Origin of the sequence: Burkholderia sp. AU16741, assembly GCF_002223345.1 — a bacterium.
Classification (GTDB): Bacteria; Pseudomonadota; Gammaproteobacteria; order Burkholderiales; family Burkholderiaceae; genus Burkholderia; species Burkholderia sola.
This window is the reverse complement of the sequence record NZ_NKEZ01000010.1, coordinates 18674-44744: the sequence shown is the minus strand read 5'-3', so window position 1 is coordinate 44744 and position 26071 is coordinate 18674. Positions and strand designations below refer to the sequence as shown.

Below are 26071 nucleotides of genomic sequence, written 5' to 3'. Positions count from 1 at the left end.
ACGTTCGCGGAACGAGACTGCCGGGGATCGGCTCAGCGCTGCAGCGCTTTCAGCAGCAGCGCTTCGGCCTGCGCGTCGGAGAGCGCCGCAAGCTGATCCCGGGTAGGCGGCGCGTCGGCGCCGACGATCGGCGCGGGATGCGCGTGCGCGGCGGCCGACGCGGGCGCGTCGCTCGATCGCAACGCATCGGCCGCGCCCTGCATCCGCGCCAGGTGCGCCGCAAGCTGCTCGACGTTCGAACAGTCCCACAGCACGGCGGCGTCGAACGTCAGCCCGATCGTGTGCTGCACCTTCAACGAAAACTGGAGCGCGCTCATCGAGTCGAAACCCATCTCGACCCACGCGGCCGTGCGCGACACCCGCGTCTCGGCGATCTTGAGCCGCTCGGCGACGATCCGTACGATCCGGTCCGCGATCTCGCGCTCGATCAGCATCGGTTCGGAAAGGGTCTCCACCTCGGCGACAGCCGGCGCCACCGCACCGTCCCGTGCAGCGCCCGCCTCCATCGCGTAGGCGCCGTCGGTCCAGCTGGCGACGGCGCGCAGTTCGCCTTGCAGATACGCACGACGGCACAGCGCGCGCGCGATCTTGCCGCTGGAAGTCTTTTCGATGGTCGCCGGCTCGACCAGCACGATCGTGTGCGGCGTGACCCCGAAGTCCTCGCCGATCGCGACCACCATCGCGCGCAGCGTGGCGTCGAGGTCCAGCGTCCGGCGCGCGGTGCGACCGACTTCCTGGATGATCACGAGCTTCTCTTCACCGTCCGCCTGCACCGATACGGCGGCGCCGCATCCGCGACGCAACGCCGGCACGGCGTCCTGCACGCAGGCTTCGATATCCTGCGGATACAGGTTGCGTCCGCGAACGATCAGCATGTCCTTCACGCGGCCGGTCACGTACAGGCGGCCGTCGACGCGCGCGCCCAGATCGCCGGTGCGCAGGAACGGACGTGCGTCGGGCTCGTCATCGAAATGCGCGCCGAACGTCGACCGCGTTGCTTCCGGGTTGCCGTAGTAGCCCACGCCGATCGCGCCGCCGCGCACCCAGATCTCGCCGACACCGTTCGGGTCGGCGACCGGGCGACCATCGGGGCCCGCGATCCGGATCTCGGTGCCGGGCGCCGTGCCGCCGCACGACACGAGACTTTTCGCGTTCGCGGCGCCCGGCGGAACCGGTTCAACGATGCCGGCGGCGAGCTTCACGTTATCGACGTCCAGGTAGTGGGCGCCTTCGCCGTAAGGGACACCCGACACGATCAGCGTCGCCTCGGCCATCCCGTAGCACGGATAGAACGCCCCCGGGGCGAAGCCGTGCGGGCATGCGGCGTCGATGAACTCGGTGACGGTCTGACGATGAATCGGCTCCGCGCCGCAGAACGCGACACGCCAGCTGGACAGATCGAGCCGGCCTCCGTCATCGCTTCCGTCGAGCGCGGCAGCGGCAAGCGCATACGCAAAATTCGGGCCGCCGGACGTCGTCGCACGGTGTGCGGAAATCGCGCGCAACCATCGGCCCGGCTGCTGGACGAACGCAACGGGCGACATCAGCACCACCGACAGCCCGATCGACGCCAGTTGCAACGGCATCGACAGCCCCATGTCGTGATACAGCGGCAGCCACGACAGCATGCGGGTGTCGCGATCGTGCCGCATCAGCAGCGCGATCGACCGTTGGTTGTCGATGATGTTGCCGTGCGTGATCATCACGCCCTTCGGCGTGCCCGTCGATCCCGACGTGTATTGAAGGAACGCAAGATCGTCCGGCGCCGGCATGCGCGGCAACGCCGACGTGTCCCGCGCACCGGCGTCGACGAGCGCTTCGTATGTGACGAGCGTGCAGCCGGTGAACAGCTGCTGCGTCGCGCGCAGGGTCTCGATGGTATCGATCGAGGTCGCCGGCGCCACGATCAGCGTGGCGCCGCAATTGTCGGCAATCGCGTGCAGCTTCGCCCATTGCGCGACCTTGCGGACCTGCTGCGGATGATAGGCCGGCACGGCCACGCGCCCCGATGCCAGACATCCGTAGAACGCGCAGACGAACTCGGCGCTCGTCGGCAACAGCAGCAGCACGCGAGCGCCCGGCCCGGTCAATTGCGCGAGTCCGCGCGCCACGCGCATCATGCCGGCATGCAGATCCCCGAACGTGCTCTCGCTTTCGATCGCTTCGCCGTCGCGCAGGATGGTCAGCGCGACACGGTCAGGGTCCCGCTCGGTGTGATGGGCGAGCGTCTCGATGATGGAGGTCGGTTCGACTTCCATCTGAAACACGTTCGGATTCGGATGCGTCGTCATGGTGTATCCAGAATGAGGTCTGTGCGAGCCCCCGCGCGAAGGCGGCGGCTTGCGCACGGGGGTGATCTCATGCGTCTCGCAGGAACGCGTCCGCGATCGCGCGGCGATTGAGCTTGAGGTTGCGCGTGCGCAATCCGCCTTCGACGTCGAATGCACGGTCGGTGAAAATCACCTTCACCAGTTGCCGTTGTGCCGGCAGCGTGCCGTTGACCGCACGGACGAGTGCGCGCAGCGCGTCGGTGACTTCCGGATCGTCCGGCCGGCGCGTCGCGATGACGACGCCGAGCCCCGCTTGCGGGCCGGCCATCACCACGGCCACGTCGACACGCGGATCGCGATACAGCAGCGCCTCGATCGGCTCGGGATGGAATTTCTCGCCGTTGCTCGTGACGATCGCGTCCTTCTTGCGCCCGACGACGCGCAGAAAGCCGTCGCGGTCGAATTCGGCGATGTCGCCCGTCGCGACCGCATTCGGCGCGATGAATGTCGCGCGAGTGTCTTCTTCCGGCGCATCGAAGTAGCCGAGCGACAGCAGCGCGTTCCGTGTGACGACGACTTCACCGTCCTCCAGTAACGAGACGCTGCCCGGCTCCGCCGGCTGGCCGACCGTACCGACGCGCACGTGCCCGGGCTTGTTCCACGCAACCATGCCGGCCTCGGTGATCCCGAACGCCTCGTACAGCGCGATCCCGCAATCCCAGAAGAAATCGAGCGCCGCGCGCTTGATCGGCGCCATCCCGGTGACCATGTAGCGGATGTTGCCGCCGGTCAGCGCGCTCAGTCGCTCGGCGAGCGTCGACGGGTCGCTGCCCGGCCCGGCAGCCGCGCGCGCCAGCGTATGCAGCGTCTCGTACAGCACCGGCGGGGCGATCACGAACGTCGGACGGTGCCGTTTGAGACCCGGAAAAAGTCCGTGGAACGGCACCGACACGAGATCGATCCCGTGATACAGGCAGAAGTAGTACGTCATCCGTTGCTGATAGTTCGCGAACGGCAAGAACGTCAGGAACCGGTCGCCCGGCGCGACGCCGAATGCGTCGCCATACAGGCCGAGCAAGTGCGCGGTGCCGCGGCGGCTCATCACGAGCCCTTTGGTCCTGCCCGTCGTGCCCGAACTGAACACCAGGGAATGGGTATCGGGCGCATGCTCGACCCGCACCGGCTCGATACGCGTGTGCGAATCGCCGCGGCTGGCGGGATCGATATCCACGACGCGCCCGGCGATCGCGCCGGCGGTATCGAGCCATCGTGCGTCCACGGCCAGCACGCTCAGCCGGTAGCGCTCGATCAACGCGTCGCACGTGTCGATCAGGCCATCGTTCGGAAACGCGACCGATACGCAGCCGAGCTCGATGCATGCCAGATCCCACACCATCCACGGATACCCGTTCGGCGCCGCGATGCCGACGCGCGCCCCGGGTACGAGGCCGATCGCCTTGCCGCGCTCGACCGTGGCAAGCACGTCTTCGAACAGTTCGTGGAAGGTCCGGACGGTTTCGGCCCCCTTGTCGTCGACAAAGGTCAGCGTATGACTGCTGTCGCGCAAGCGCGCGACGAGATCGTCGAAGGTCATCATCGGCGTCGTCCCGTCACGCGTGCGCGACGCCCTCGGCGGATGCGTAATACTTCTGCGCGGCGCTTTCATACATGTTCCAGAACAGCTTGCACGTGTGGCGCACCGCGAACAGCGCTTCCTGTTGCATCTCCGCGGTCGTGCACAGGTCGGTCACGAGCGAGATGCCCTCGGCGACGTGCGCGACGTCCTCTTTCTGGTGAACCGAAAAGAATCGCGTGTCTTCCTCGGTGAGCCCGTAGCACTTCGCCAGAATGGAGTGGCGCGCGTCGCCCGCGCGGGTTTCCAGGCTCTGCCCTTCGCTCGCGATCATCACCGCGGCGGCGCCGATATGGTAGGTGCCCTCGCCCTTGCAGTTCTGAAGGCGATAGTCGATCAACTCGCGCGTGGCCGCGGACGGCGTCCATGCATCGCGCTCCTCGTCGCTGATGTTTTGCGCGCGAATGAAGTCTTCCATGAGCTCGACATGGTTCTTCGTTTTCGAGAAGCGCCCGGTTTCCTCTTCGAACAGGTTGTACAGCAGCCGGCGCTTGTGGTCGGGAAACGGGCAGCGGAAATACAGGTTCTCGATGTACTCGAGAAAGTACCGGGTGATCTGGTATCCCTCGAGCGAGATGATCTTCAGCAAGCGCCAGTTTTTCCGGGGCGTGAACAACTCCGCGAAGATCGGGTGATCGAGCGTGAGCTGCTCGTCCAGTGTTTCGCGCAGCGCGCGGGAAAACGTCGCTTTGTCCATCAGCACGGCTTCTTTGATGAGGGTCATGATCGTTCCCTGTCGGTGAGGTAACCGGCAATGTAATGGCGGCTTTCAAGACTGAAACCTGTCCGTTCGGGCGAGTGTTTCCCCGTCCGCGCCAACCCTGTACGTCAGTGCAGGTAGGCAGTGCGGTGCCTTGACGCTATAAAGCGGAACCCCTACGGCACTTGGAGAATCCGATGGACGACCACGCGAACGTGTTCGCTACGCTTACCGAACTGATTCCGCAAATTGCTGCGCTCGATATTGCGCCGGACATGCTGACGCGGGAAACGTCGCTGACGTCGGATCTGATGCTCGATTCGATCTCGCTGCTGTCGCTGATGGCGCTGACCGAGGATCGGCTCGGCATCAGCTTCGCCTCGCACACGGAGCAGGTCGCGAACCTCGAAACCATCGGCGATGCGGTCGATCTGGTGGACATGCTGTTGTCCGTGAAAGCGTAACGAGATGACGATGAACGATCATCCGCTCGACGCATGCAGGATGTCGTCGGCCGGCGGCGACCGTGTCTTCCTGCTGGATGCCGGCGACCTCGACGCGCTGGGCGCGGCGGCCGAGGCCGGCGACACGACTACGGCACTCGGCGCGTACCCGCGCATCGCCCGGCTTCGCGACGCATTGAACGCGCCCGATTCCGGGCGGCTCGCCATCGTCGTCGACGATCCCGAGATGCGTCGCACGCGCGAATTCGCGTCCTTGCCCCGCCTCCTGTCGGCCACGCTCGACGTTGCGTCCGCATCCGTTGCGAACGCATGCATCGTCGTGCTCGGCGACGCGCTCGCGGACGGCACGGCGGCCATCGGCGAAGCCGGGACGCGCTGGCCGGCGTCGCTCGACACGCTCGCCGACGCGGTCGCCGAAACCGTATTCGAGGTACGCCGCCGCGCCGACACGTACTTCGAGCAGGCACCGCTGGCGTTGCCCGCCGAAACGGCCGGCACGGCTCGCCTGCTGACGGCCGAAGCGGTGCTGGCCTGGCTTGTGACGGAAGCGTCGCCCGGCCTGCACGTCGTGCACGGCGACCGGCGTATTGCGTGGCGCGAACTCGCTGAAAGCGTCGCGCAAACGGTGCCCATTCCGACGCGAAGCGATGCCCACCAGGCCGGCGCCGATGCCATCCTCGCGCTGCTCGAAACGAATCTGAAGCATGCCGAGCACATGCTGGGATACCCGGATCACGCACACGTGCCGCCGACCGACATCCGTTCTCACCGGCTGCGCTGCGACGGCTTCGACTGGCGAGCCCGGATCGCGTCACGCGTCGCCGCTCACGCGGCCCGGCACGAACGGCGCGACGCGCCCCGGTTTGTCGACCTGCCGTCCGCGCGCCGGATCACGACCGGCAGCGGGCATGGGTATCTCTCTGCCGGGCGCGGCCCGCGGGCCATGTTGCTCATCAACGCATTCGGCATCCCGCACGACGTGTGGCACGACTTCGCGGCCGGATTGGCGCCGGATTTCTCCCTCTACCTGGCGGACGACGCAAGCGATACGCCAGCCGATGGAGAACTGACCCGCGCCTACTATTCGAGCCCCGATGCGCCGGACCGCTACGCGCGAAGCGTGGCTGAATTGCTGGACGTCGAGGGCATCGACGCGATTCACGTCGCGAGCTGGTGCGGAGGCGCCCGATACGCGCTGGCGCTGGCCCGCGCACTGCCCGGCCGCATCGCGTCGGTGAGCCTGATCGCTCCGTCGTTTGCCGGCGCGCAGGACTACGACGGCGCCGACAGCGCGTACGAAAACAATCTCAACACGATGTGCTCGCTCGTCGCGCGCATGCCGAAGGCCGCGGACAGCATGGCCAAATCGATGATCGGGTTGCTGGAGAAGCGGGCACGAAGCGACGCACGCGAGGGCGGCCACGCATCGATGTTCGCGCTACCCGATTCGGCGACCCGCCACTGGCTGCACGCACCGTTCGTGTCGCCGGCGAACATGATCGAATACAGCCGGCAATTGCTGAATTTCCGCGCCCATCGGATCGAAGCCGAACCCGACGGATCGATCGCCGGCATCCCCGCGCTGCTCGTGACCGGCGAATACGACGAAATGACCTGCGCGATACGTGCGCGAGCCATTACGTCGGCCCAGCTTCGCCCGATCCAGGTCGAGCTCCAGGCCGGCAGTCATCACATGGTTCACCAGAATGCGGCGCTGCTCGCGCAACTCGTCGGCACGTTCGTCGGCGCTCGGGCGCTGACACCCGACGCACTGCCGCATCCGAGGCTGCGTGTCCTCCGGGCGGCCGACCGTGGCGAGATGGGAACGGAGATGGAGATGGAGTCGGGCGAACTGTGACGCACGCGCGTTCCGATGCCCGTTCGGACAGTTACAGGCCCCGGGCATCGATCACTAAAGTCGCACTGTGAAGCAAGCCGGATCACACGCGGCCGGTCGCGTCGTACAACTCGCAAACGACGCACAAGCCAACGCCAACCCGCTGGTCGGAGATGTCGAATGTACGCAAACAGCCTTGTCGAACTGATCGGCGATACGCCGCTGCTGTATCTGAAAAGCCTGTCGAATGAACACAGGCGAATCCGCGTGTATGGAAAGCTCGAGTGCTACAACCCCGGCAACAGCGTGAAGGACCGGAGCGCGCTGCAGTTGCTCCGCCAGGCCGAGCGCGACCATGGCCTCAAGCCGGGCTGGTCGATCGTCGAATCGACGTCGGGCAACATGGGGCACGCACTCGCGATGCTGTGCGCCACGCGCGGCTATCGCTTCATTTGCGTGCTCGATCCGAAGACACCGAAGACGAATGCGAATCTCGTGCGCGCATTCGGTGGAGAGGTCGAGATGGTCGAACACCCCGACGAGACGGGCAGCTATCAGCGCAAGCGCATTGCGGTCGCGAAAGCGATTGCCGCGAGCGTGCCGAATTGCGTGAACCTCGATCAATACAACAATCCGGCCGCGATCGACGCCCACTATTACTCCACCGGGCCCGAAATCGTCGCCCAGCTCGCCGATCGGCTCGACGCCGTGATCGTGTCCGCCAGCACCGGCAGCCATCTGAGCGGCATCGCACGCTACGTGAAGGAGCGCGACCCGGCCACCCGCGTGATCGGTGTCGAGCCCGACGGCTCGGTCGTGTTCGGCGGCACCTACCGGCCGCATCTGCAGAACGGCGCGGGGCTGAGTTTTCAGCCCGGCAACATCCTGATTCACCTCGTCGACGAAACGATGCGCATCGTCGATCGCGATGCATTCGTCGGCTGCCGCCGCCTCGCGCTCGACGAAGGGTTGCTGCTCGGCGGTTCGTCCGGCGCCATCGCGCAGGCCGCACGCCGCTACGTCGCCACCTTGCAAGGCCCGGCCAACATCGTGCTCGTGCTGCCCGACAGCGGCACCAAGTATCTCGACACGATCTACGACGATCAGTGGCTGGTCGATCATGGCCTCCAGGCCGTGCTCGACGACCTGTGCACCATCGCGCCCCCGCCACGCGCCAAAAGCGCCGTGGCCCTCGAAACCACGTGATCCAGGGACACTCATGAACGACTCCATCCGTACCTTGCTTGCCGACGGCGCGCAGTATCCGATCGTGTTGCCGAAGGCCAACGTCACGCACGTCACCTATCGCTGGACGAACGCCGTCGACGATACGTTGGGCGCGCAGATCGTCGAACTGATGCGGCGCACGAGCGAAAGCGCGCCGATCATCGGCTTCGCCGAAACGATCACGGACGCGGAAGCGAACCGCTATCTCGAGGAACTGCGCTCGAATCTCGCCGCGGAAAAGGTGCGCCTGCTGACGATCTTCGCGAACACCGGGCAATTGATCGGCCTGTGCACGTTGCGCCGCAACCTGAACCCGAACAATCGCCATATCACCGACCTCGCGAAAGGCATGATCCACGACGCCTGTCGCGGCGGTGGCGTGCTGCCCGCCGCGTTCGTCGAGATTGCGCTGCAATGCGATCGGGACAATGTCGAACTGTTGACGCTCGACGTGCGGGACGGCACGCCCGCTCACCGCGTATGGGAACACTACGGTTTTCAGACGTGGGGCACGTTGCCGGACTACGCCCGCGCGAACGGGAAGATGCATGCCGGCCACTTCATGATGCAGCGCGTGGCGGACCTCAAGGAACGTGCGCTCGGCATGCTCTCGGGTCGCGACGCCGAACGCACCGCCCCCGCCAAAGCATCGGTATGAGCCACGCCATCTACGACGGGCCGATCATCGACTCGCACTGCCACATCGCGTCGACGCGCTTCATCCCCACCGCGTTCCTCGAGGGATTCTGCGCCAACGTTCATGTCCGGCTCGTCGCCAACGGCGTACGGAAATCGCGATCGGAACTGCTCGATACCTATCTCGCGCAAAGCCAGGACCACTTCGGCGATGCACTCGTGGCCGACATGACGTCGGCCGGGATCGAGCAGGCCGTGGTGTTGCTGCCCGATTTCACGTACGTGATGAAAAGCGATCTCACGATCGCCGAGATGTATGCCGAGCATCATGCGATTCTGCAGCGTCACGGCGAGCGCTTTCACGTTTTCGGCGGCATGGATCCGCGTTGGGGCGCGGACGGTGTCGCGTTGTTCGAGAAAGGCGTGGTCGAGTACGGCTTTTCCGGATTGAAACTCTATCCGCCGTGCGGTTACAGCCCGAGCGACAAGCGCCTGTACCCGCTGTACGAAATCTGTCGCGCCCACCGGTTGCCGGTTCTTCTGCACGTGGGGCCGACCAGCCCGGCGCTCGAGTTTGCGTACTCGCACCCGGATCTGCTCGACCGCGCGGCGTTCGATTTTCCCGACGTGAACTTCATCCTCGCGCACGGCGCCGTCCATCACGTCGACGCTTGCGCGCGACAGTGCGCGTATCGACCCAACGTGTATCTCGACGTCAGCGCATTTCTCGGCTCGCAGCATCCGCGGGGGTGGCCGGTCGCCCTCGCGGAGCTGTTCCGCATGAACATCAATCACAAGATTCTGTTCGGCACCGACTGGCCGGTCTTTCGCAATTCGGGCGGCCACCGCAAGGTCATGGAGCAGTTCCTCGCCGCCGATGGCCCGCTCGCGGCCGTCGCGCCGGTGCAACGCAAGTGGTTGATGTCGGGCAATACGCGCGCGCTGCTGCCGGCATCGCGCACGATCGATGCGATCGCGTGAGTCCGGCCGTCGCGTGCGACGGCCGTCCCGCACGCACTACGGGCTCACGGCCGCGTCGATGATCGGTGCCCTGCTCGTCTGGACCGCATGGCCGGGGCATCGGGCCGACGCGATGGCGGAAACCGCCGACGCGCCGGACCACTGGCGCGCCGACGAACGCGCACAGCTCGAATCGATGCGCCTGCCCGCGAACGTCGTCGCCAAAGTCGACCCGTCGAATCGCGTGGCCGCATCCCCACGGGCGGCCCAGCTCGGCAAGCAATTGTTCTCGGATCCTCGGTTCAGCCGAAACGGCGCGATCGCCTGCGCAAGCTGTCACACCCCCGATCGCCAGTTCGAAGACGGGCGACCGCTGGCGATCGGCCTGGGCATCGGCGCGCGTCGCACGATGCCCGTCGTCGGCACGACCGATGCGCCGTGGCTGTTCTGGGACGGCCGCAAGGATAGCGTGTGGTCGCAGGCGATCGGGCCGATCGAGGATCACAACGAACACGGCGGCACCCGGCTGCGCGCCGCCCATGTGCTTGCCGAGCACTACCGCGACGCTTACGAGCCGCTGTTCGGACCGTTGCCCGACCTGCGCGCGCTGCCCCGTGACGGGGGCCCGCTCGGCACGGACGCGGAGAAAGCTGCCTGGCAAGGACTCGACGAACGCACCCGCACCGACGTGTCGCGCGTGTTCGCGAATCTCGGCAAGGCGATCGCGGCGTACGAAGCGACGCTTCAATATGGGCCTTCACGCTTCGATACCTATGTCGACGGCGTCCGGGCCGGCGATCCGGTCAAGCTCGCCGCGCTGACGCCGACCGAAAAAGCGGGCCTTCGCCTGTTCGTGAACAAAGGCCAATGCATGACCTGCCACACCGGACCCATGCTGAGCGACCGGCAGTTCCACAACATCGGCGTACCGCCGCGTAGCGGAACGGCTGCCGATCCCGGTCGCGCGGCGGCGGTCGCCAAGGTGTTGCACGACGAATTCAACTGCATGGGGCCGTTCAGCGACGCGAAGCCCGAGCAGTGCGAGGAACTGCAGTTCATCTCGACCGACGATCCCCAAATGCTCGGCGCGTTCAAGACGCCGAGCCTGCGCAACGTCGCGCTGCGGCCGCCGTACATGCACGCGGGTCAATTCGCGTCGCTGGACGCCGTGATGCGCCACTACGCGGACGCGCCCGCGGCCGCGATCGGGCATAGCGAACTGAAAAGGATCGCGTTGTCGGACGAAGAGCAACGGCAACTCGTCGCGCTGCTCGGCGCGTTTTCCGGCCCCATCGTCGAGCGCTGATCGTCCGCGCCGTCGTGCGTCAGCGCGACGCGTCGCGAACGGCGACGCCCATCACCTTGACCTGGCCGCCGAACGGCAACGCAGCGGCCTGATAGACGGTTCGCGCAGGCCGGCGATCCTCAGGAAACAGATCGGCATACACGTCGTTCACCTCCGCGAGCGCACCGATGTCGGAGAACGCGATGTCGACGAACACGAGATCCCGCGGGCTGAATCCCGCCGCCTCGATCGCACGGAACAGGTTCGCGAACGCGCGACGCGCTTCTTCGGCCGGCGTGCCGGGCACATAGCGGCCGTCGACGTCCAGCGAAAGCTGGCCGCTGAGATAGCAGGTATCGTTCGCGACCACCGCATGGCTGATCGGCGACGGCCACTGCGGCAATTCATGGCCCGACGTTACATAGTGTTTCATGCAGTTCTTCTCCTTGGAGCAGGTGGCGCTGCCGCGTCACAAATAGTGCTTGACGAGCAACTGGAAGAGATTCGACTGTGGCAGCGCGCCGTATTCGGTCGACGACGCGCCCGCATTGATCTGCCATTGCAGCGCGACATCGGTTCTGGCGAAGCGATAACGCGCCTCGAGCCAGGTGAGCTGGCTGCGATCGGCGAGATTCAACCGCACGAAACCGGAGAGATCCAGACGCGGGATCCACGCGTCCTGCCACCTGACCATCGCGAAGAGCCCGTCGCGGGTCGTGGGATCCTGCTGGGCGGCCGCGAGGGTTCGATACGCGGCGTAACCGGCCGGCGGGCCATTGCGCAGCGCCTGCCAACCGGCACGATCGAGCGCGGCGCCGTCCCGGTCATACTCCAGCGTGACGGACAGATTGCGCGACGTCGTGCACGTTGCGCCGGTGGCGAGTTTCCAGCGGAACGCGACATCGCTGTACGGCTGCCCCAGCGCACGTGCCAGCGTCGACGGCCCTCGCCCGCCCGACCACTCCACGTATCCGACGCACGCATTGTTGACGAGATGGACCAGGTTGACGCCGAATTGCGGCGAACTGCCGGGCTTGCCGTCATCGTAGATCACGATTTGCGGCGACAGATCCGAGACGACGCGCTGGCTGAACTGAAGCATCCAGCGCGTGCGCTGGTTCGTCGCGCCGAAGTCGGGCGAGAACGATGCGTCGGTCGCGCGATCCGCGATCCGCGGCGCGACGAGCGCGCTGACGGAGCCGTCGGCCCACAATTGCTGGCCGCGCAGCATCACCGTACCGAGCCGGTTCTCGCGCAGGCTCGCGGGATCCACCGAGGTCACGGAACGGACGGCGTTGTCGCGGAAAAAGTCGGTGGGGTTGTAGCCGGTCGCCACGCCGAGCCGCACATTGACGCGGCCGGCCTGCAGCAGCGTGCTGCCGCCGCCAACGCGGCCGTCCACATACAGTTCCTTCAGCGTGTTGATCGCGCCCGAATCGCCATCGAAGCGCCACGGACCGTTCAGGTCGAGTCGGTCGGCAAGACTGATGCCCCAGCCGTTCGAGAATGCATGACGCGCGGTCAGGTCGAGCGACAGCCGCGTGGCCGTCCGCGTGCCGCCCGCGCGCAAGGTGGCGAAACGCAGGCCCGGTTCAAGACTGAACTGGTACTTGCCGTCGTCGACCTTCTGCACCGGCGTCGCGTCGGCCAGCGCCAGCCCGGCCTCTTCCGCGTCATTGGCATGGCATACGCTCGCCATGCCGGCCAACGCGATACAGGCGATGCTGATGCGCGTCATCATTCAGGCTGGAAACGCGCCATGAAATCGGACTGGAACCACGCATCCGGAATCTCCCGAGCCACGTAGTCCGCATATCGCATCACGGTCACGAGATTCGGATTGAGCCCGTCGATGATCACGATCTCGGTGGGCCGAAACGCACCGAGCTGCTGTTGAAAGCGTCGATAGAACGCCGTCTTGAGAAGCTTGCCGCTCTCGCTGAAGAAACGTGCCTTCACGGGTCGCGAGTCCGTCGTGTCGATCCACATCTCGATCGAGTGATACGTCATGTCGGATACGCTCTGGACCAGCTTCAACCGGTAGGCGCGGCGCGTCTGGCGCTCGCCGTCCTGCACGTCCTCCTCCGCCTCGACCTGGGCGCGATATCCCTGGGCGAAATTGACGGTGACCACGTCGCCGTTCGACGCCTGCCCGAGCAGCCGTTGCTGCGGCGAAATACGGATGGTCGCCTTGCTCGCCGGATCGAAAAACCACAGATCGTTGCCGCTCTTGAGCATCAGCTTGTTCGCATCGCGTGCCGGCGCGGCGAATCGAATCAGGCTGCGAAACTGACCGCTCGCCGGGTTGATCCGCGAATAGGCGGTCAGTGCGTTCGAATCCGTTTGCTTGCCGTCGGTGTACTGCGTCAGCGTGACATTCAGCGTGAACGGTTCGCTCGGGTTGCGAACGGCATCGCTCGCGGCGAGGATGCGTTGCGGATCGGGCGCGGCGTGTGCGGTACAGCAGGCGAGTGCGAGGATCGCGGCGGCGCCCAGGCGCGCCATCGAATGCGTCTGCATCGGAATCTCCGGGGCAAATACGGAATGACAGGGACGAGTTCGGCTCCCACCCGAAAACGGGTGGAGAACCGACAGGCTTGGGGAGGAACGGGTTGACGCTGCGGAGTGCAGCTCAGTAGCCCGGATACTGCATCTGCAGTGCGACCCATGCGGCCGTGCGCTTGCCGAACTCGGACGAGATCGCGTTCAGCGATGCATCGAGCGCATGCAACGGGTAGCGCGTGATCGGCGCGGACAGCATTCGCGTCGGCGCGTCGACGCCGGCCACGCGGTCGGGAACGATCGTCAGCCCACGCCGGGTGCGCACGGGTTCGCGGTTCGCGGCCACCGTGTAGGCGGTCGAGCGGAACGTCGTGGAATAGGCGTCGGCCTCGAGCACGAGCGCGATTTCGTCGACACCCGGCGCGATCGGGATACCGAAATCCTCATGCGACCAGAACGACACGTAGTTGGTCGCGATCGTCGCCATCGCCGGCAAACCGAGGTTGAAGCGGTCGCTCGCGATCTCGGACGACCATGCAGGCCGTCCGAGCCGCTCGCCGACCTGCAGCGCGCGTTCGCGCCCGGCGAGCGCCTCGACGAGCGCAAGCGATACCGGGATCGTCGCGGTGACGCCGGTCGTCGTGACGACCTTGCCGTCGGCAACGTAACGCTTGCCGTCGACCCAGCGCGTATCGGCAAACTTCTTGCGCAGATCGTTCATCGAATACCAGTGCCCCGTTGCACGGCGGCCTTCCAGGAGCCCCGCACGGGCGACCACCCAGACGCCATCGCACACGCCGATGATCGTCGCGCCCTTCTTCGCCTGCTCGGCCACCCATGCCAGCAGCGCCGGATCGCTGTCGCGATGCACGGCCGGCACGATCACGTAGTCCGCGCCTTCGGGCACGCGCTGATCGAACTGGGCGGTGGTTTCGTCCGGAATGACGTTCATCGGCGCCGGGAACATCCGGATGGGGCCGGGCTTCGTCGCGAGCGCGACGAGATCCGCCGCGCCCGATTCGGCCACGATGCCATAGGGAACGACGTAATCGGTCAGCTCGGTATAGTAGTTTTCGCCGACGACGGCGACGATCGGGCGCGTGCGCCCGAAGCGCGGCTGATAGGCGGGCAGCCGGTCCGCGCGTGCCGCCGCGGGCGCGGCGGCGGCCGGCGCCGACGCTTCGCTCGCCGGCCCCGCATGGGCAAGGTTCGCGGTACCCGATGCAAACGGCGCGAGCAGCAACATCATCCAGTACAGCATGACTTTTCGCATTGAAGCCTCTCCGTGTAGGGAACTCATCCAGTAATCAGGCATGGCGCCCGTGTCGACCGTCACGACGCCACCGCCGGCGGCAACACGACGTTGAACGTCACTTCGTCGTCGCGCTGCGCGTCCCGGACCTTCAGCGTGATCGTCCACCAGCCGGGCATGCTGAACTTCATCCCTTGCAGCCGATACGTTCCGTTTGCGTCGCCGTCGACCACGCGAGGGCGCGTCGGCAGGCCGTGCCCGTGCTGAGGCATCCCGCCGCTGACTTCGATGCGTGCACCGCGCACGGGCTCGCCGGATGCACGGTTCACGGTAACGGTCCACGCATGGATCCGGTTCAGCGGCGGCGGAGCCGTCGGCGGTTCGAGCGTCACGACGTACGCACCCGACGCCGTCGCTCGCGCCAACGACAGATTCAGACCCGCGGGAACCGGCTGCTCGGCCGGCGCGCCACATGCGCCGAGCATGGCGATGCCGCTCCCGGCGAAGGCTAACATGACAATCCGCCGACGAATCGATTTCATCGACATTTCATCGACGCCCGATCCGATCGTTCGATCATGCATAGCGGAGCGCATCGACGATCTCCATCCGCGACGCGCGGCGCGCGGGCAGCAACGCGGACAGCATCGCCACCACGAGCAGGCCGATCGCGGTACCGACGATCAGGTCGTTCTCGCCCCACACACGAATGATCAGCGGCACCGGCGAGCGGCCCGGCGGCGTCCATGTCAGCCCGCTGACGTTGATGACGCCGGCCAGCAACGCCGCGCTGGCGACGCCGAGCACCGCGCCGATCACGCCGAGCAGCAACCCTTCGCACAGGAACAGGCGACGGACGCCCGCGCGGCGCAATCCCATCGCGCGCAGCGTGCCGATTTCGACCGTGCGCTCGAACACCGCCGTGCTCATGGTGTTGCCGACGGTGAACAGCACGATCGCGGCGATCAGGAGCGCGACAAAACCGAACAGCGTCGCGAACATCGCAAGCGCCTGACCATAGAACGGGTTCAGCACCGTGTAATCGACGACTTCCGTGTCCGTACCGGCGAATTTCGTTTTCAGCAGCGTCTCGATCCGGGCCTTCGCGGCCGGCAAATCCGACGTATGGCGCAACTGGACGACGATCGCCGTCGCCTTCGGCTGCTCGGTGCCGTAGACGAGTCGTTGCGCTTGCGCGAGATGCAGGCCGACGTACATGTCGTCGTATTCCTTGATGCCCTGTCGCTCCGCCTTCACGACCTGCAGTTCCGCCACGTTCGGCGCACCGCGCGCGGTCGCCGCGAGCAGTTCGATCCGCCGGTCGCCCGCCGCGGCAGCCGGCGCCGCGCGCGTACCCTCGGCAAGGGCCGCGATGTCGCCCGGAAGCGGCGAGGCGGGCGTGGTGTCCGTGGGCTTCCTGGGCGGGTTGCAGTCGGGCACCTTGAGCGGTCCGCACAGTTCGAGCACCCGCGCGAGGCCCGTCCCGATCACGGCTGCGTCGCCGGTCGTTCCGGTCAGCGCCATCGGCGGGATCGTCACGGGGAAGTGATAGTCGTTCCAGGCGCGCATCCGGTTCTGGTCGTCGACGCGCACGCCGAGCGCGAGCGCGGTACGCGACAACCCCGCGTCGAAATTGCCCGCGATACCCTGCAACTGCAGCGTGGGCGTCGCGACGAGCACCATCTTCGCCAGTTCCGGATCGGCCTTCACCGCGTCGATGATCGCCGCGTAGTTGTCGATCCCGTACGCGGAAGGATTCCCGCTGCCGAACTCGTAGAACCCCTTGCGTTCGATCTGCAGGTGGCCGCCGTATTTCACGTAATCGGTTTGCAGACCATACGTGATGTTGCGCGTATAGCCGCCGAACAGCAGCACCGCGTGCGCGCCGACGATCATCGCGAGCAGGGTCGTGATCGAGCGGCGACGATTGCGCAGCAGATTGCGGAGCGCGAGCGAAAAAGTCTTCATGCGAACGCCTCCTGGTCGGCGGAGCGGGTCACGTCGGACACGATCCCGTCGGCAATGTGGACGACGTCGTCGCCTGCCGCGATGACCTGCGGATCGTGCGACGAAATCACGAACGACACGCGCCGCTCCCGTTGCAATCGCCGCATCAGCGCGATGATCTGCTGGCCGGTCTTGCTGTCCAGATTGGCGGTCGGCTCGTCCGCCAGCACGAGGTTCGGCGACGCGACGAGCGCGCGTGCGATCGCGACGCGTTGCCGCTGACCGCCCGACATCTGCCCCGGACGATGCTGCGCCTTGTCCGCGAGGCCGACCGCATCGAGCATGTCGCGCACCCGCAGCGCACGTTCGGATTCCGTCAATCGCGTGCCCGCGAGAAGCAGCGGATATTCGACATTTTCGTGCGCCGTGAGCACCGGCAGCAAATTGAAGTTCTGGAAGACGAAGCCGAGCCGTCGCGCACGAAAATCGGACAGCGCGTCGTCCGACAAACGACCGACCTCTTCGCCCGCCACGACGATGCGGCCGCGGTCGGGCCGGTCCACGCATCCGACGAGATTCAGCAACGTCGACTTCCCGCTGCCGGAAGCACCGGCGATGACGGTCAGTTTTCCGTCGCGAATGTCGAGCGTGACGTCGCGCAGCGCGGTCACGTTGACGGAACCCATCAGATACGACTTTTCAACGGCTTCGAGTATTACGGCGTTCATGGTCTCGATATACGAAGTTGGCAGGCCGCGACAGCACGGTGCAAGACGATCGCGCAGCGCAGAATACCAACTTGCATGCAGGGAAAAACCTGTTCGTTGGGGCAGCATCCGGGCGCGAACCCGATGCCGGGATCATATGTCGCGTCCCGCATTCGAGAACAATCACGGCCGGGAGGGATCGTCAACCTGTACCGTCGGACGGCACACGTCGCCGGCCCTTGCGATTACGCTGCACCGTCATCGGCGCGCCGCCCCGGACCGGATCGCGGCCGCGACGCGTCACGACTTCCGCTCTCAATCGGCATGCCAGTCAAGATAACGCCCTGGTTCATCCTGCATCGCCCGCAACCCGCGGCCACGCACCGGCTGTTCTGCTTCCCGTATGCCGGTGCCGGTTCGCTGCTCTATCGGCGCTGGGCGCTCGATCTGCCCGACTGGATCGAAGTCGTGGCGGTCGAACTACCGGGACGCCAGACGCGCTTCTCGGAAGCGCCCCCCACGTCGCTGGATGCGATGACGGATGCGTTGGCCACCGCCGCGAACGGGTTGCTCGACAAGCCGTTCGGCACCTTCGGATACAGCTTCGGCAGTGTCGTCGGGATCGAATGGCTGAAGGAACTCGATCGGCGACGGCTTCGCGGGCCCATTCACGCATTCTGCGCGGCGCACCGCGCACCGCATGTTGCGCCTCGTCCGTTAGCGCTTCATCGATTGCCGGAACCGGACCTCATCGATTGGCTGAAGACGATGGGCGGCACACCGGATGCGTTGCTGTCGGAGCCGGACTGGCTTCGGCATTTCCTGCGCGCGCTGCGGGCCGATCTGGCGCTGGCCGAAGGCTATTGCACCGACACGCCTTTCGCGTTGCGGTGCGGGCTGACCGTATTTGGCGGGCTGCACGATCCGCATGTCGATATCGACGCGTTGCGCGAATGGCGCCGCTACAGCGACGGGCCGTTTGCGCTTCATCGGTTCGACGGCGATCATTTCTTCATCCATGCCAGGGAGCGCGAGCTCCAGGATCACGTTGTCGCGATGCTGGCCGCACACGCATAGTCTCGATACAGCGAGCCGGTCGCGCCCGCGTTGTTCGCGAGGTCGTTTCCTCACAGCATCACGCGCTCGATCCCGCCATGGTTGGCCCATGCGACATAATCGGCCATCCAGTTCTCGCCGAGCACCTGGCGCGCAATTTCGACCACGATGTAGTCGGCCTCCAGGTTCGCGTCCTCGTTGTAGCGCGACAGCCCCTGCAGGCACGACGGGCAGCTCGTCAGGATCTTCACGTCCGGGCCGTTCGTGCCCGCATTGGCCGGCGCCGGCGCGTCGCCCGCCACCACCGGAATCGCGCGCAGCTTCGCCGCGCCCTTGCGGATCTCCTCTTCCTTGCGGAAGCGCACCTGCGTCGACACGTCCGGACGCGTCACCGCCAGCGTGCCCGACTCGCCGCAGCAGCGATCGTTCTTCTCGATCCTGTAGCCGTCCTTCTCCGCACCCATCAGTTCGTTGACCAGCTTCACCGGGTCGATCGTCTTGATCGGCGTGTGGCACGGGTCGTGATACATGTAGCGCGTGCCCGTCACCCCGTCCAGCTTCATCCCCTTCTCGAGCAGGAACTCGTGGATGTCGATGATCCGGCACCCCGGGAAGATCTTGTCGAATTCGTAGCCCGCGAGCTGGTCGTAGCACGTGCCGCACGACACCACCACCGTCTTGATGTCCAGATAGTTCAGCGTGTTCGCCACCCGGTGGAACAGCACGCGATTGTCCGTGACGATCTTCTCGGCCTTGTCGTACTGGCCCGAGCCGCGCTGCGGATAGCCGCAGCACAGGTAGCCCGGCGGCAGCACCGTCTGCACGCCCGCCTCCCACAGCATCGCCTGCGTCGCCAGCCCCACCTGCGAGAACAGCCGCTCGGAGCCGCAGCCCGGGAAGTAGAACACCGCCTCCGAATCGACGGTCGTCGTCTTCGGGTTGCGGATGATCGGCACGATCTTGTTGTCCTCGATGTCCAGCAGCGCCCGCGCCGTCTTCTTCGGCAGGTTGCCCGGCATCTTCTTGTTCACGAAGTGGATCACCTGCTCCACCGCCGGCGGCTTGCCCGTCGTCGCCGGCGGGTGCTGCGTCTGCTTCGTCACGACCTTCTTCAGCATGTCGTTCGCGAAGCGCTGCACCTTGTAGCCCACGCCCATCATCACGCCGCGCGCGAGGTTGATCGTCTGCGGGTTGGTCGCGTTCAGGAAGAACATGCCCGCCGCGTTGCCGGCGTTGAACTTCTTCTTGCCCATCTTGCGCAACAGGTTGCGCATGTTCATCGTCACGTCGCCGAAGTCGATCTTCACCGGGCACGGTGTCGCGCACTTGTGGCACACCGTGCAGTGGTCGGCCACGTCGTTGAACTCGTCCCAGTGCTTGATCGACACGCCGCGGCGCGTCTGCTCCTCGTACAGGAACGCCTCGACCAGCAGCGACGTCGCGAGGATCTTGTTGCGCGGGCTGTACAGCAGGTTCGCGCGCGGCACGTGCGTCGCGCACACCGGCTTGCACTTGCCGCAGCGCAGGCAGTCCTTCACCGAATCGGCGATCGCGCCGATGTCGGACTGCTGCATGATCAGCGACTCGTAGCCCATCAGCCCGAAGCTCGGCGTGTACGCATTGCGCAGATCGGCGCCGTCGAGCAGCTTGCCCTTGTTGAAGCGGCCGTTCGGGTCCACGCGCTGCTTGTACGCGCGGAATTCGGCGATCTCGTCGTCGGTCAGGAATTCGAGCTTCGTGATGCCGATCCCGTGTTCGCCGGAGATCACGCCGTCCAGCGAGCGCGCGAGCGTCATGATGCGCGCGACCGACGCGTGCGCGTCCTGCAGCATCTCGTAGTTGTCGGAGTTGACCGGGATGTTCGTGTGGACGTTGCCGTCGCCCGCGTGCATGTGCAGCGCGACGAACACGCGCCCGCGCAGCACGCGCTTGTGGATCGCCTGCGCTTCGTCGAGGATCTGCTTGAACGCGCCGCCGTTGAAGATCGCGCGCAGCTCCGCGCGGATCTCCTGCTTCCACGAAATCCGGACCGTGCGGTCCTGCGTGATGTGGAACACGGTCGCGCCCGGCTGCTCGTCCGCGCGATCGGCGAACTTCTCGGCGAGCGCCGCGTAGCCGAGCTGCACCAGGTAGTGCTGCGCCTCGCGCAGCGGCTGGTCGAGCCGGTCACGCACGAATTCCCAGCGCGCACGCACGCGCTTGAGCAGCTCCAGCGCCTGCTGCACGCGGTCTTCGAGCAGTTCCGCGCTCGGGATCTCGTTCGCGTCGTCGGTCTTGCCGAGCGGCAGGTTGCCGCCCCTGAAGAACGCTTCGAGCGCGTCGACCAGTTGCAGCTTGTTCTTCAGCGACAGCTCGATGTTGATCCGCTCGATGCCGTCGGTGTACTCGCCCATCCGGTTCAGCGGGATCACGACGTCTTCGTTGATCTTGAACGCGTTCGTGTGCTTCGCGATCGCGGCCGTGCGGCTGCGGTCGAGCCAGAAGCGCTTGCGCGCCTCCGCGCTGACCGCGACGAAGCCTTCGCCGCTCTTGCCGTTCGCCATCCGGATCACTTCGGACGTCGCCTGCGCGACCGCATCGGCGTCGTCGCCGACGATGTCGCCGATCAGCACCATCTTCGGGAACGCATTGCGCTTGCTCTTGGTCGCGTAGCCGACCGCGCGCAGGTAGCGCTCGTCGAGGTGCTCGAGGCCCGCGAGGATGGCGCCGCCCTGCTTCGACGTCTCGAACAGGTAGTCCTTGATCTCGACGATGCTCGGGATCGCCTCGCGCGCCTGGCCGAAGAATTCGAGGCAGACGGTACGCGTGTGCGCGGGCATCTTGTGCAGCACCCAGCGCGCGGACGTGATGAGCCCGTCGCAGCCTTCCTTCTGCACGCCCGGCAGGCCGGCGAGGAACTTGTCGGTCACGTCCTTGCCGAGCCCTTCCTTGCGGAACCGGCGGCCTTCGATCTCGAGCATTTCGGTGCGCAGCAGCTTCTCGCCGGGCGCATGCGCGCCGTCGAACCACTTCAGCTCGAAGCGCGCGACCGCGATGTCGTGGATCTTGCCCTGGTTGTGCTCATGGCGCGTGACTTCGAGCCAGTTGCCGTCCGGGTCGACCATCCGCCACCACGCGAGGTTGTCGAGCGCGGTGCCCCACAGCACGGCCTTCTTGCCGCCCGCGTTCATCGCGACGTTGCCGCCGATGCACGACGCGTCGAGCGAGGTCGGATCGACCGCGAACACGTAGCCGGCCGCCTCCGCCGCCTCGGTCACGCGGCGCGTGACGACGCCCGCGCCGGAGAAGATCGTCGGCACCTTGTGCGCGACGCCCGGCAGCTCGGTCAGCTCGACCGCGCCGAGCTGTTCGAGCTTCTCGGTGTTGATCACCGCGGAGAACGGCGTGAGCGGCACCGCGCCGCCCGTGTAGCCGGTGCCGCCGCCGCGCGGGATCACGGTCAGGCCGAGCTCGAAGCACGCCTTGATCAGCGCGGCGATCTCGGCTTCGGTGTCGGGGGTCAGCACGACGAACGGGTATTCGACGCGCCAGTCGGTCGCGTCGGTCACGTGCGACACGCGCGACAGCCCGTCGAAGCGGATGTTGTCCTTCTGCGTGCAGCGGCCAAGCGCCTTGGTCGCGCGGCGGCGCAGCTCGGCCATCTTGTCGAATTCGTCCGCGAATTCGTCGACCGCGCGCTGCGCGGCGGTTTCGAGCATCTCGACGCGCGATGCGCGTTCGCGGCCGGCGTCGTCGTACCATCCGCTCACACTCACCCGACGGCGTCTTGCAATTTCGGACAGCCGATCATGCAGCGTGGCGATCAGGAACCGGCGACGCCTTCGGTTATCGAGCAGGTCGTCCTGCAGGTACGGGTTGCGGCGCACGATCCAGATGTCGCCGAGCACTTCGCCGAGCATCCGCGCCGAGCGGCCCGTGCGGCGCTCGGCGCGCAGTTCGTCGAGCACCGCCCACGCGTCCTCGCCGAGCAGGCGGATCACGATCTCGCGATCGGAAAACGACGTGTAGTTATACGGAATATTGCGCGACGGTTCATGTAATCCAGCTATTGCCCGAATACGCTCCAGCAATTGTACGGTTGGCAGTCGGGCATTCATTGGCGTCTATGAAATGAATGATGAAGCGATCGAGAACCACGCTCGGGAAAGCGGAATCGTATTCGGCAATCAGCAGGGAAACTAAACGGAAACGGCTGTCCGGATCAAATCGAATGCACCTTTCAGAATCATCGCCGTGGCGATACCGACCAACGGAGGCGCAAGCACGCCGGTCACACACAGCAAGACGCGGCCCGGCATCGGCAAGCCCGGTCGCTTCCATGCGATATAAAGTGCTGCCGGCGGCAGAAAGAGAATCGACAAAATATAGGCTTTGTACGTCAACCCGTGACGCGCGACAAATGCCTTGACCTTTTCCTTGAAAGACATTCCCGAACTCTCCTAGATCAATCCCAGACGGCTCACCTTCGCCACCGCTTGCGCTCTATTCGACACACGCAGCTTTTCATAGACGTTCGTCAGATGAAATTTGACCGTCCTTTCAGACATCGAAAGGATCCGGCCGATTTCCCACGCAGTCTTGCCTTCGACTACCCATTTGATTACGTCGGATTCCTTTCTCGTGAACTGAATACTGTTCGAGCTTTCGCACGCATCCGGCTCGAGGCCGGCCGCGCGCGGTTCCGCGCCTTCCCGGTTCTGCCGCGCAATCTTCTGGGTCAACGCCGCATGCAAATGCATGGCGATGAGACTGACGAGCAATGCCGAATGCAGCGTCGTGTCTTCGCACTTCAGCTGCAAAACGGTCCGAATGGCCGTCGAATCGCCGGGTGGAGCGCCGATGCAAGCGACCACACCCCGCCCCCGCATGTACGACGCGACATCGCTGACCTGCGCATCGCGTTGTGGCGCTTCCCCGTCGAGATCGCGCCAGCGAAACGTATGATCCTGACGATCGGACAACGCGAAGCAACCCAGATATCGATCGATATCGATCCCGGGGCCGAACAAAGTCACGCCTCTTCGGGCTCCCGCGTCGCTCGCGGCCCCATAGCGATATATCAGCCCGTGAGAAGCCGTATCGCCGCTTCCGCCGTGCAAAATCAAACACTTGTCGAACGGAATCACGCGTCCGATTTTTTCCGCGAGTTGATCGATCCCCTCGGTCAAACCGTTGGGACGAAGAATCTCGCCAATGATGCGAGAAAAGGTCTCCAATTTTCTGGGCCCTTATTGAAAAGACAAGATTCGTATTCGTTGACATGCTCTGGCAGCCGAATAGCTGCCAAAGCTTCAAGGCCTTATCGGATTGGCAATCCAACGCCACTTGCTTTCTACGCGCCAGTACTGCGACAGTATCCGATGGCAACGTCTAGCCAGCCATCGTTCGCGAACCATGTTTTGAGAACCAGTACTCATGTGGAATACAAACCAATTACGCAAGACCATTAACATCTGAATTATTTACTTGCCAATGGCTGAAACAGTTCACCACACGCCTATCCGTCTAGACTTCGTGCTCTAAAGTTGAAGTTGCGCAAGTATATCGGAGGACAGAAGACAGAAACATTACTTTCCGAAAAAAATATGTAATGAACCTTTCTTTGATATTACAGAGCGAAATTGAGATTTCGTTGCGTAAAAATGCGCCAAATCAACAGAATATTTCAATAACTCTGCGAAGTGCGGCATCTTGTCACGATTTTGAATTCGAAGCGCCAGAAAACTTTACAAATCAATCGACGTCAATTTCACCGGCTCGTATAATACGATGCATTATTTACATCGCGCGCATCCACGGCAATCAATTACCGCTTCGATAATTCATAAAATGCGGCCGGCCAAATCATGCTTTCCAGATGTGGTTATATCCGCCTCGCTCTTTCGACCTCGATCGGCCGAATTAGGAAAATTTACTGACTACGAAAACGCTCCACCGACGCATCTCGTCGGCATACGATTCGCGCACTCATGAGCGATGACCGTCACGGCTTGTGCATCCCCAAAGCGGAATACGCCGGATGAGGCGAGTCACGACCACCATGCCGCGCACCGGGTCGGTCGCGGACAAAGACAGGTTGCCGTCTATAAACGACAACGCATGCGGACAATCGGGAATTCGGCCGGCATTCCGCCGCTGGGGAAACGAGCGGAAGTGCCGCGTTCGATGCAATACCGGCCGGTACTTCGGGAATTCGGTGCACGGCGTGCGCCGGTGCACGCATTGGAAACTTCGTCGCGTTCACGAATGTCCGTCTTGCATTCGTTCCGTCATCGCGCGAAGGCGGCCCTCGAACTTGTGCAGCAACATCGACGCCGTTGCCGCCAGGCCGATGGCAAGTCCGCTCCAGATACCGTAGATGCCGTATCCCAGCAGCACACCGGCCGCCCAGGCGACCGGCAGACCGATCAACCAGTATCCGACGATCGATATCCGAAACGAACTCGTTACGTCACCGAGGCCCCGCAAAATGCCGACGCCGATGTTCTGGCTGCAATCGAAGATCTGCAGCAGCGCCGCGATCGTCAGCAGCCCCCCCGGCGAGGCGCAGAACTTCGGCACTCGCGGCCACACCGTTATCGAGAAATGGCGCGAGCACGCGGGTGGGCGCAACGAGATACGGCAGCGCAACGATCAGCATGGTCACGACGCCCAGCGCGAGCCCCGTATAGCCGAGTCGACGCGCACCGCGATAGTCGTGCCGCGCACACGCATGGCTGATGCTGATCGACGACGCGTGAGACAAACCGACCGAAACCATGAACACGATGTAGATCATCTGATTCACGATCGTCTGGGCGGCCAGCGCATCGGCGCCGAGCGTCCCGATCACGAGCGTGAGGACGGTGAAGAACGCCGCCTCCGATCCATAGGTTGCCGCGATCGGCAAACCCATCCGCCACGTCCGCGCCAACGTATCGGCATCGGCACGCCAGACGACAAGCGACAAGTGTTCGGATAGTTCCGGCCGGCGCCTGGCGATCGTCAGAAACGCGATGAAGGAAAGCAGGTACACGCTGCTGGTTGCGCACGCAATACCGATCAGGCCGAGCTTCGGAAATCCGAACCGGCCGAACATCAACGCGTAGTCGAGCGCCGCATTGACGACGATCGATACGATCGTGATCGCCAATAGCGGCCCGGGCTTGCGCAGTCCGACGGTGTATTGCCGAAGCACCTGAAACCACAGACACGGCAACATGCCGGGTGCCGCCGCCGCGAGATAGAACGATGCTTGCCGCGCGACGTCGGGATCCTGCCCGAGCCAGACAAGCGGCATTTCGATACACAGCATCATCAATGCAAACGCCAGTGCCGCGAGCGTCGACAGCGCAAAGCCGGACCGCACCAGCCGCATGATGTCCGCATGCGCGTGTTGACCGTTCGCGAACGCGACGAGGTTGCCGGTTCCCGTCACCAGCCCGGTTCCCATCGTCCGGAACTGGTTGAAGATCGTCAGCGCGAGGCCGCCCGCGGCGATCTCGCGCGGGCCGAGCATGCCCATCATGACGATGTCGGTCGTCGTCAGCGCCACCTGGGCGAGTTGCGTCAGGATGAGGGGAGCGGCAAGCACGCCGATTTGCGTGGCATCGAGC

The 26071-nt window shown here is 64.9% G+C and carries 21 protein-coding genes and 2 pseudogenes; 7 read left to right on the top strand and 16 right to left on the bottom strand.

Annotation, left to right across the window (positions count from 1 at the left end):
* Window positions 1–32 precede the first annotated feature (32 nt).
* The 3 genes from CFB89_RS29080 to CFB89_RS29070 all read right to left on the bottom strand — a co-directional run bounded on the left by CFB89_RS29080 (window position 33) and on the right by CFB89_RS29070 (window position 4627).
* Window positions 33–2291 (bottom strand): AMP-binding protein, encoded by a 2259-nt coding sequence (locus CFB89_RS29080; protein ID WP_089470970.1) that lies wholly within the window; start codon window positions 2289–2291, stop codon window positions 33–35.
* 67 nt (window positions 2292–2358) lie between these two features.
* Complete coding sequence (locus CFB89_RS29075) at window positions 2359–3867, bottom strand: AMP-binding protein (RefSeq protein ID WP_089470969.1); 1509 nt, start codon at window positions 3865–3867, stop codon at window positions 2359–2361.
* Between the two features lie 13 nt (window positions 3868–3880).
* Complete coding sequence (locus CFB89_RS29070; RefSeq protein WP_089470968.1) at window positions 3881–4627, bottom strand: TenA family transcriptional regulator; 747 nt, start codon at window positions 4625–4627, stop codon at window positions 3881–3883.
* A 173-nt stretch (window positions 4628–4800) separates the two neighbouring features.
* Here CFB89_RS29070 and CFB89_RS29065 point away from each other — a divergent pair, with 173 nt between their 5' ends.
* From CFB89_RS29065 to CFB89_RS29040, 6 genes are all read left to right on the top strand, one after another.
* On the top strand, window positions 4801–5067 hold the full coding sequence (locus CFB89_RS29065; RefSeq protein WP_089470967.1) for an acyl carrier protein: 267 nt from the start codon (window positions 4801–4803) through the stop codon (window positions 5065–5067).
* 10 nt (window positions 5068–5077) lie between these two features.
* Window positions 5078–6925, top strand: a complete 1848-nt coding sequence (locus CFB89_RS29060; protein ID WP_144030175.1) for a hypothetical protein — start codon at window positions 5078–5080, stop codon at window positions 6923–6925.
* A 159-nt stretch (window positions 6926–7084) separates the two neighbouring features.
* A complete protein-coding gene (locus tag CFB89_RS29055) occupies window positions 7085–8110 on the top strand; it encodes a PLP-dependent cysteine synthase family protein (RefSeq protein WP_256979791.1) in 1026 nt (341 codons plus the stop codon).
* A gap of 13 nt (window positions 8111–8123) precedes the next feature.
* Window positions 8124–8789, top strand: a complete 666-nt coding sequence (locus CFB89_RS29050) for a GNAT family N-acetyltransferase (protein WP_089470965.1) — start codon at window positions 8124–8126, stop codon at window positions 8787–8789.
* Window positions 8786–9748 (top strand): amidohydrolase family protein, encoded by a 963-nt coding sequence (locus CFB89_RS29045; RefSeq protein ID WP_089470964.1) that lies wholly within the window; start codon window positions 8786–8788, stop codon window positions 9746–9748. The genes CFB89_RS29050 and CFB89_RS29045 overlap by 4 nt, the downstream gene beginning before the upstream one ends.
* Window positions 9749–9761: 13 nt before the next feature.
* Window positions 9762–11033, top strand: coding sequence for a cytochrome-c peroxidase (locus CFB89_RS29040; protein ID WP_256979790.1), 1272 nt, complete (start codon window positions 9762–9764; stop codon window positions 11031–11033).
* Window positions 11034–11052: 19 nt separating this feature from the next.
* On the opposite strand, the gene CFB89_RS29035 is transcribed toward CFB89_RS29040, so the two are convergent.
* The 7 genes from CFB89_RS29035 to CFB89_RS29005 all read right to left on the bottom strand — a co-directional run bounded on the left by CFB89_RS29035 (window position 11053) and on the right by CFB89_RS29005 (window position 17441).
* Window positions 11053–11445: a RidA family protein gene (locus tag CFB89_RS29035; protein ID WP_089470962.1), complete on the bottom strand. Its 393-nt coding sequence runs from the start codon at window positions 11443–11445 to the stop codon at window positions 11053–11055.
* Window positions 11446–11481: 36 nt separating this feature from the next.
* Window positions 11482–12753 (bottom strand): hypothetical protein, encoded by a 1272-nt coding sequence (locus CFB89_RS29030; RefSeq protein ID WP_256979789.1) that lies wholly within the window; start codon window positions 12751–12753, stop codon window positions 11482–11484.
* A complete protein-coding gene (locus CFB89_RS29025) occupies window positions 12750–13532 on the bottom strand; it encodes an outer membrane lipoprotein-sorting protein (protein WP_089470961.1) in 783 nt (260 codons plus the stop codon). The genes CFB89_RS29030 and CFB89_RS29025 overlap by 4 nt, the downstream gene beginning before the upstream one ends.
* A gap of 112 nt (window positions 13533–13644) precedes the next feature.
* A complete protein-coding gene (locus tag CFB89_RS29020) occupies window positions 13645–14787 on the bottom strand; it encodes a DJ-1/PfpI family protein (protein ID WP_089470960.1) in 1143 nt (380 codons plus the stop codon).
* A gap of 59 nt (window positions 14788–14846) precedes the next feature.
* Window positions 14847–15281: a FixH family protein gene (locus CFB89_RS29015; RefSeq protein ID WP_256979788.1), complete on the bottom strand. Its 435-nt coding sequence runs from the start codon at window positions 15279–15281 to the stop codon at window positions 14847–14849.
* 61 nt (window positions 15282–15342) lie between these two features.
* Entirely contained in the window at window positions 15343–16734 is a 1392-nt protein-coding gene (locus CFB89_RS29010) for an ABC transporter permease (protein WP_089470958.1), read from the bottom strand.
* Window positions 16731–17441, bottom strand: a complete 711-nt coding sequence (locus tag CFB89_RS29005; RefSeq protein WP_089470957.1) for an ABC transporter ATP-binding protein — start codon at window positions 17439–17441, stop codon at window positions 16731–16733. Before CFB89_RS29005 ends, CFB89_RS29010 begins: the two co-directional genes overlap by 4 nt.
* Before the next feature lie 75 nt (window positions 17442–17516).
* On the opposite strand from CFB89_RS29005, the gene CFB89_RS29000 reads away from it, so the two are divergent.
* Complete coding sequence (locus CFB89_RS29000) at window positions 17517–18497, top strand: thioesterase II family protein (RefSeq protein ID WP_089470956.1); 981 nt, start codon at window positions 17517–17519, stop codon at window positions 18495–18497.
* Between the two features lie 50 nt (window positions 18498–18547).
* On the opposite strand, the gene CFB89_RS28995 is transcribed toward CFB89_RS29000, so the two are convergent.
* From CFB89_RS28995 to CFB89_RS35550, 6 genes and pseudogenes are all read right to left on the bottom strand, one after another.
* Window positions 18548–22573 carry a DUF3683 domain-containing protein gene (locus tag CFB89_RS28995; protein WP_306427137.1) on the bottom strand — a complete coding sequence of 1342 codons (4026 nt, stop codon included), beginning with the start codon at window positions 22571–22573 and terminating at the stop codon, window positions 18548–18550.
* Between the two features lie 81 nt (window positions 22574–22654).
* On the bottom strand, window positions 22655–22903 hold the full coding sequence (locus CFB89_RS28990; protein ID WP_089470955.1) for a hypothetical protein: 249 nt from the start codon (window positions 22901–22903) through the stop codon (window positions 22655–22657).
* A 12-nt stretch (window positions 22904–22915) separates the two neighbouring features.
* Window positions 22916–23692, bottom strand: a complete 777-nt coding sequence (locus CFB89_RS35565) for a LuxR C-terminal-related transcriptional regulator (protein WP_256979787.1) — start codon at window positions 23690–23692, stop codon at window positions 22916–22918.
* Between the two features lie 1024 nt (window positions 23693–24716).
* Window positions 24717–24887, bottom strand: coding sequence for a hypothetical protein (locus CFB89_RS35560; protein WP_256979795.1), 171 nt, complete (start codon window positions 24885–24887; stop codon window positions 24717–24719).
* 36 nt (window positions 24888–24923) lie between these two features.
* A pseudogene (locus tag CFB89_RS35555) lies at window positions 24924–25037 on the bottom strand (hypothetical protein); the annotation flags it as partial.
* 70 nt (window positions 25038–25107) lie between these two features.
* Window positions 25108–25980, bottom strand: a pseudogene (locus CFB89_RS35550) (MATE family efflux transporter); the annotation flags it as partial.
* Between the last annotated feature and the right edge of the window lie 91 nt (window positions 25981–26071).

Excerpts from the sequence above, each read along its gene's own strand:
- CFB89_RS29080 (WP_089470970.1), bottom strand. The coding sequence starts at position 2,291 with ATGACGACGCATCCGAATCCGAACGTGTTTCAGATGGAAGTCGAACCG.
- CFB89_RS29075 (WP_089470969.1), bottom strand. The coding sequence starts at position 3,867 with ATGATGACCTTCGACGATCTCGTCGCGCGCTTGCGCGACAGCAGTCAT.
- CFB89_RS29070 (WP_089470968.1), bottom strand. The coding sequence starts at position 4,627 with ATGACCCTCATCAAAGAAGCCGTGCTGATGGACAAAGCGACGTTTTCC.
- CFB89_RS29065 (WP_089470967.1), top strand. The coding sequence starts at position 4,801 with ATGGACGACCACGCGAACGTGTTCGCTACGCTTACCGAACTGATTCCG.
- CFB89_RS29060 (WP_144030175.1), top strand. The coding sequence starts at position 5,078 with ATGAACGATCATCCGCTCGACGCATGCAGGATGTCGTCGGCCGGCGGC.
- CFB89_RS29055 (WP_256979791.1), top strand. The coding sequence starts at position 7,085 with ATGTACGCAAACAGCCTTGTCGAACTGATCGGCGATACGCCGCTGCTG.
- CFB89_RS29050 (WP_089470965.1), top strand. The coding sequence starts at position 8,124 with ATGAACGACTCCATCCGTACCTTGCTTGCCGACGGCGCGCAGTATCCG.
- CFB89_RS29045 (WP_089470964.1), top strand. The coding sequence starts at position 8,786 with ATGAGCCACGCCATCTACGACGGGCCGATCATCGACTCGCACTGCCAC.
- CFB89_RS29035 (WP_089470962.1), bottom strand. The coding sequence starts at position 11,445 with ATGAAACACTATGTAACGTCGGGCCATGAATTGCCGCAGTGGCCGTCG.
- CFB89_RS29030 (WP_256979789.1), bottom strand. The coding sequence starts at position 12,753 with ATGATGACGCGCATCAGCATCGCCTGTATCGCGTTGGCCGGCATGGCG.
- CFB89_RS29025 (WP_089470961.1), bottom strand. The coding sequence starts at position 13,532 with ATGCAGACGCATTCGATGGCGCGCCTGGGCGCCGCCGCGATCCTCGCA.
- CFB89_RS29020 (WP_089470960.1), bottom strand. The coding sequence starts at position 14,787 with ATGCGAAAAGTCATGCTGTACTGGATGATGTTGCTGCTCGCGCCGTTT.
- CFB89_RS29015 (WP_256979788.1), bottom strand. The coding sequence starts at position 15,281 with ATGTTAGCCTTCGCCGGGAGCGGCATCGCCATGCTCGGCGCATGTGGC.
- CFB89_RS29010 (WP_089470958.1), bottom strand. The coding sequence starts at position 16,734 with ATGAAGACTTTTTCGCTCGCGCTCCGCAATCTGCTGCGCAATCGTCGC.
- CFB89_RS29005 (WP_089470957.1), bottom strand. The coding sequence starts at position 17,441 with ATGAACGCCGTAATACTCGAAGCCGTTGAAAAGTCGTATCTGATGGGT.
- CFB89_RS29000 (WP_089470956.1), top strand. The coding sequence starts at position 17,517 with ATGCAGGGAAAAACCTGTTCGTTGGGGCAGCATCCGGGCGCGAACCCG.
- CFB89_RS28995 (WP_306427137.1), bottom strand. The coding sequence starts at position 22,573 with ATGAATGCCCGACTGCCAACCGTACAATTGCTGGAGCGTATTCGGGCA.
- CFB89_RS28990 (WP_089470955.1), bottom strand. The coding sequence starts at position 22,903 with ATGTCTTTCAAGGAAAAGGTCAAGGCATTTGTCGCGCGTCACGGGTTG.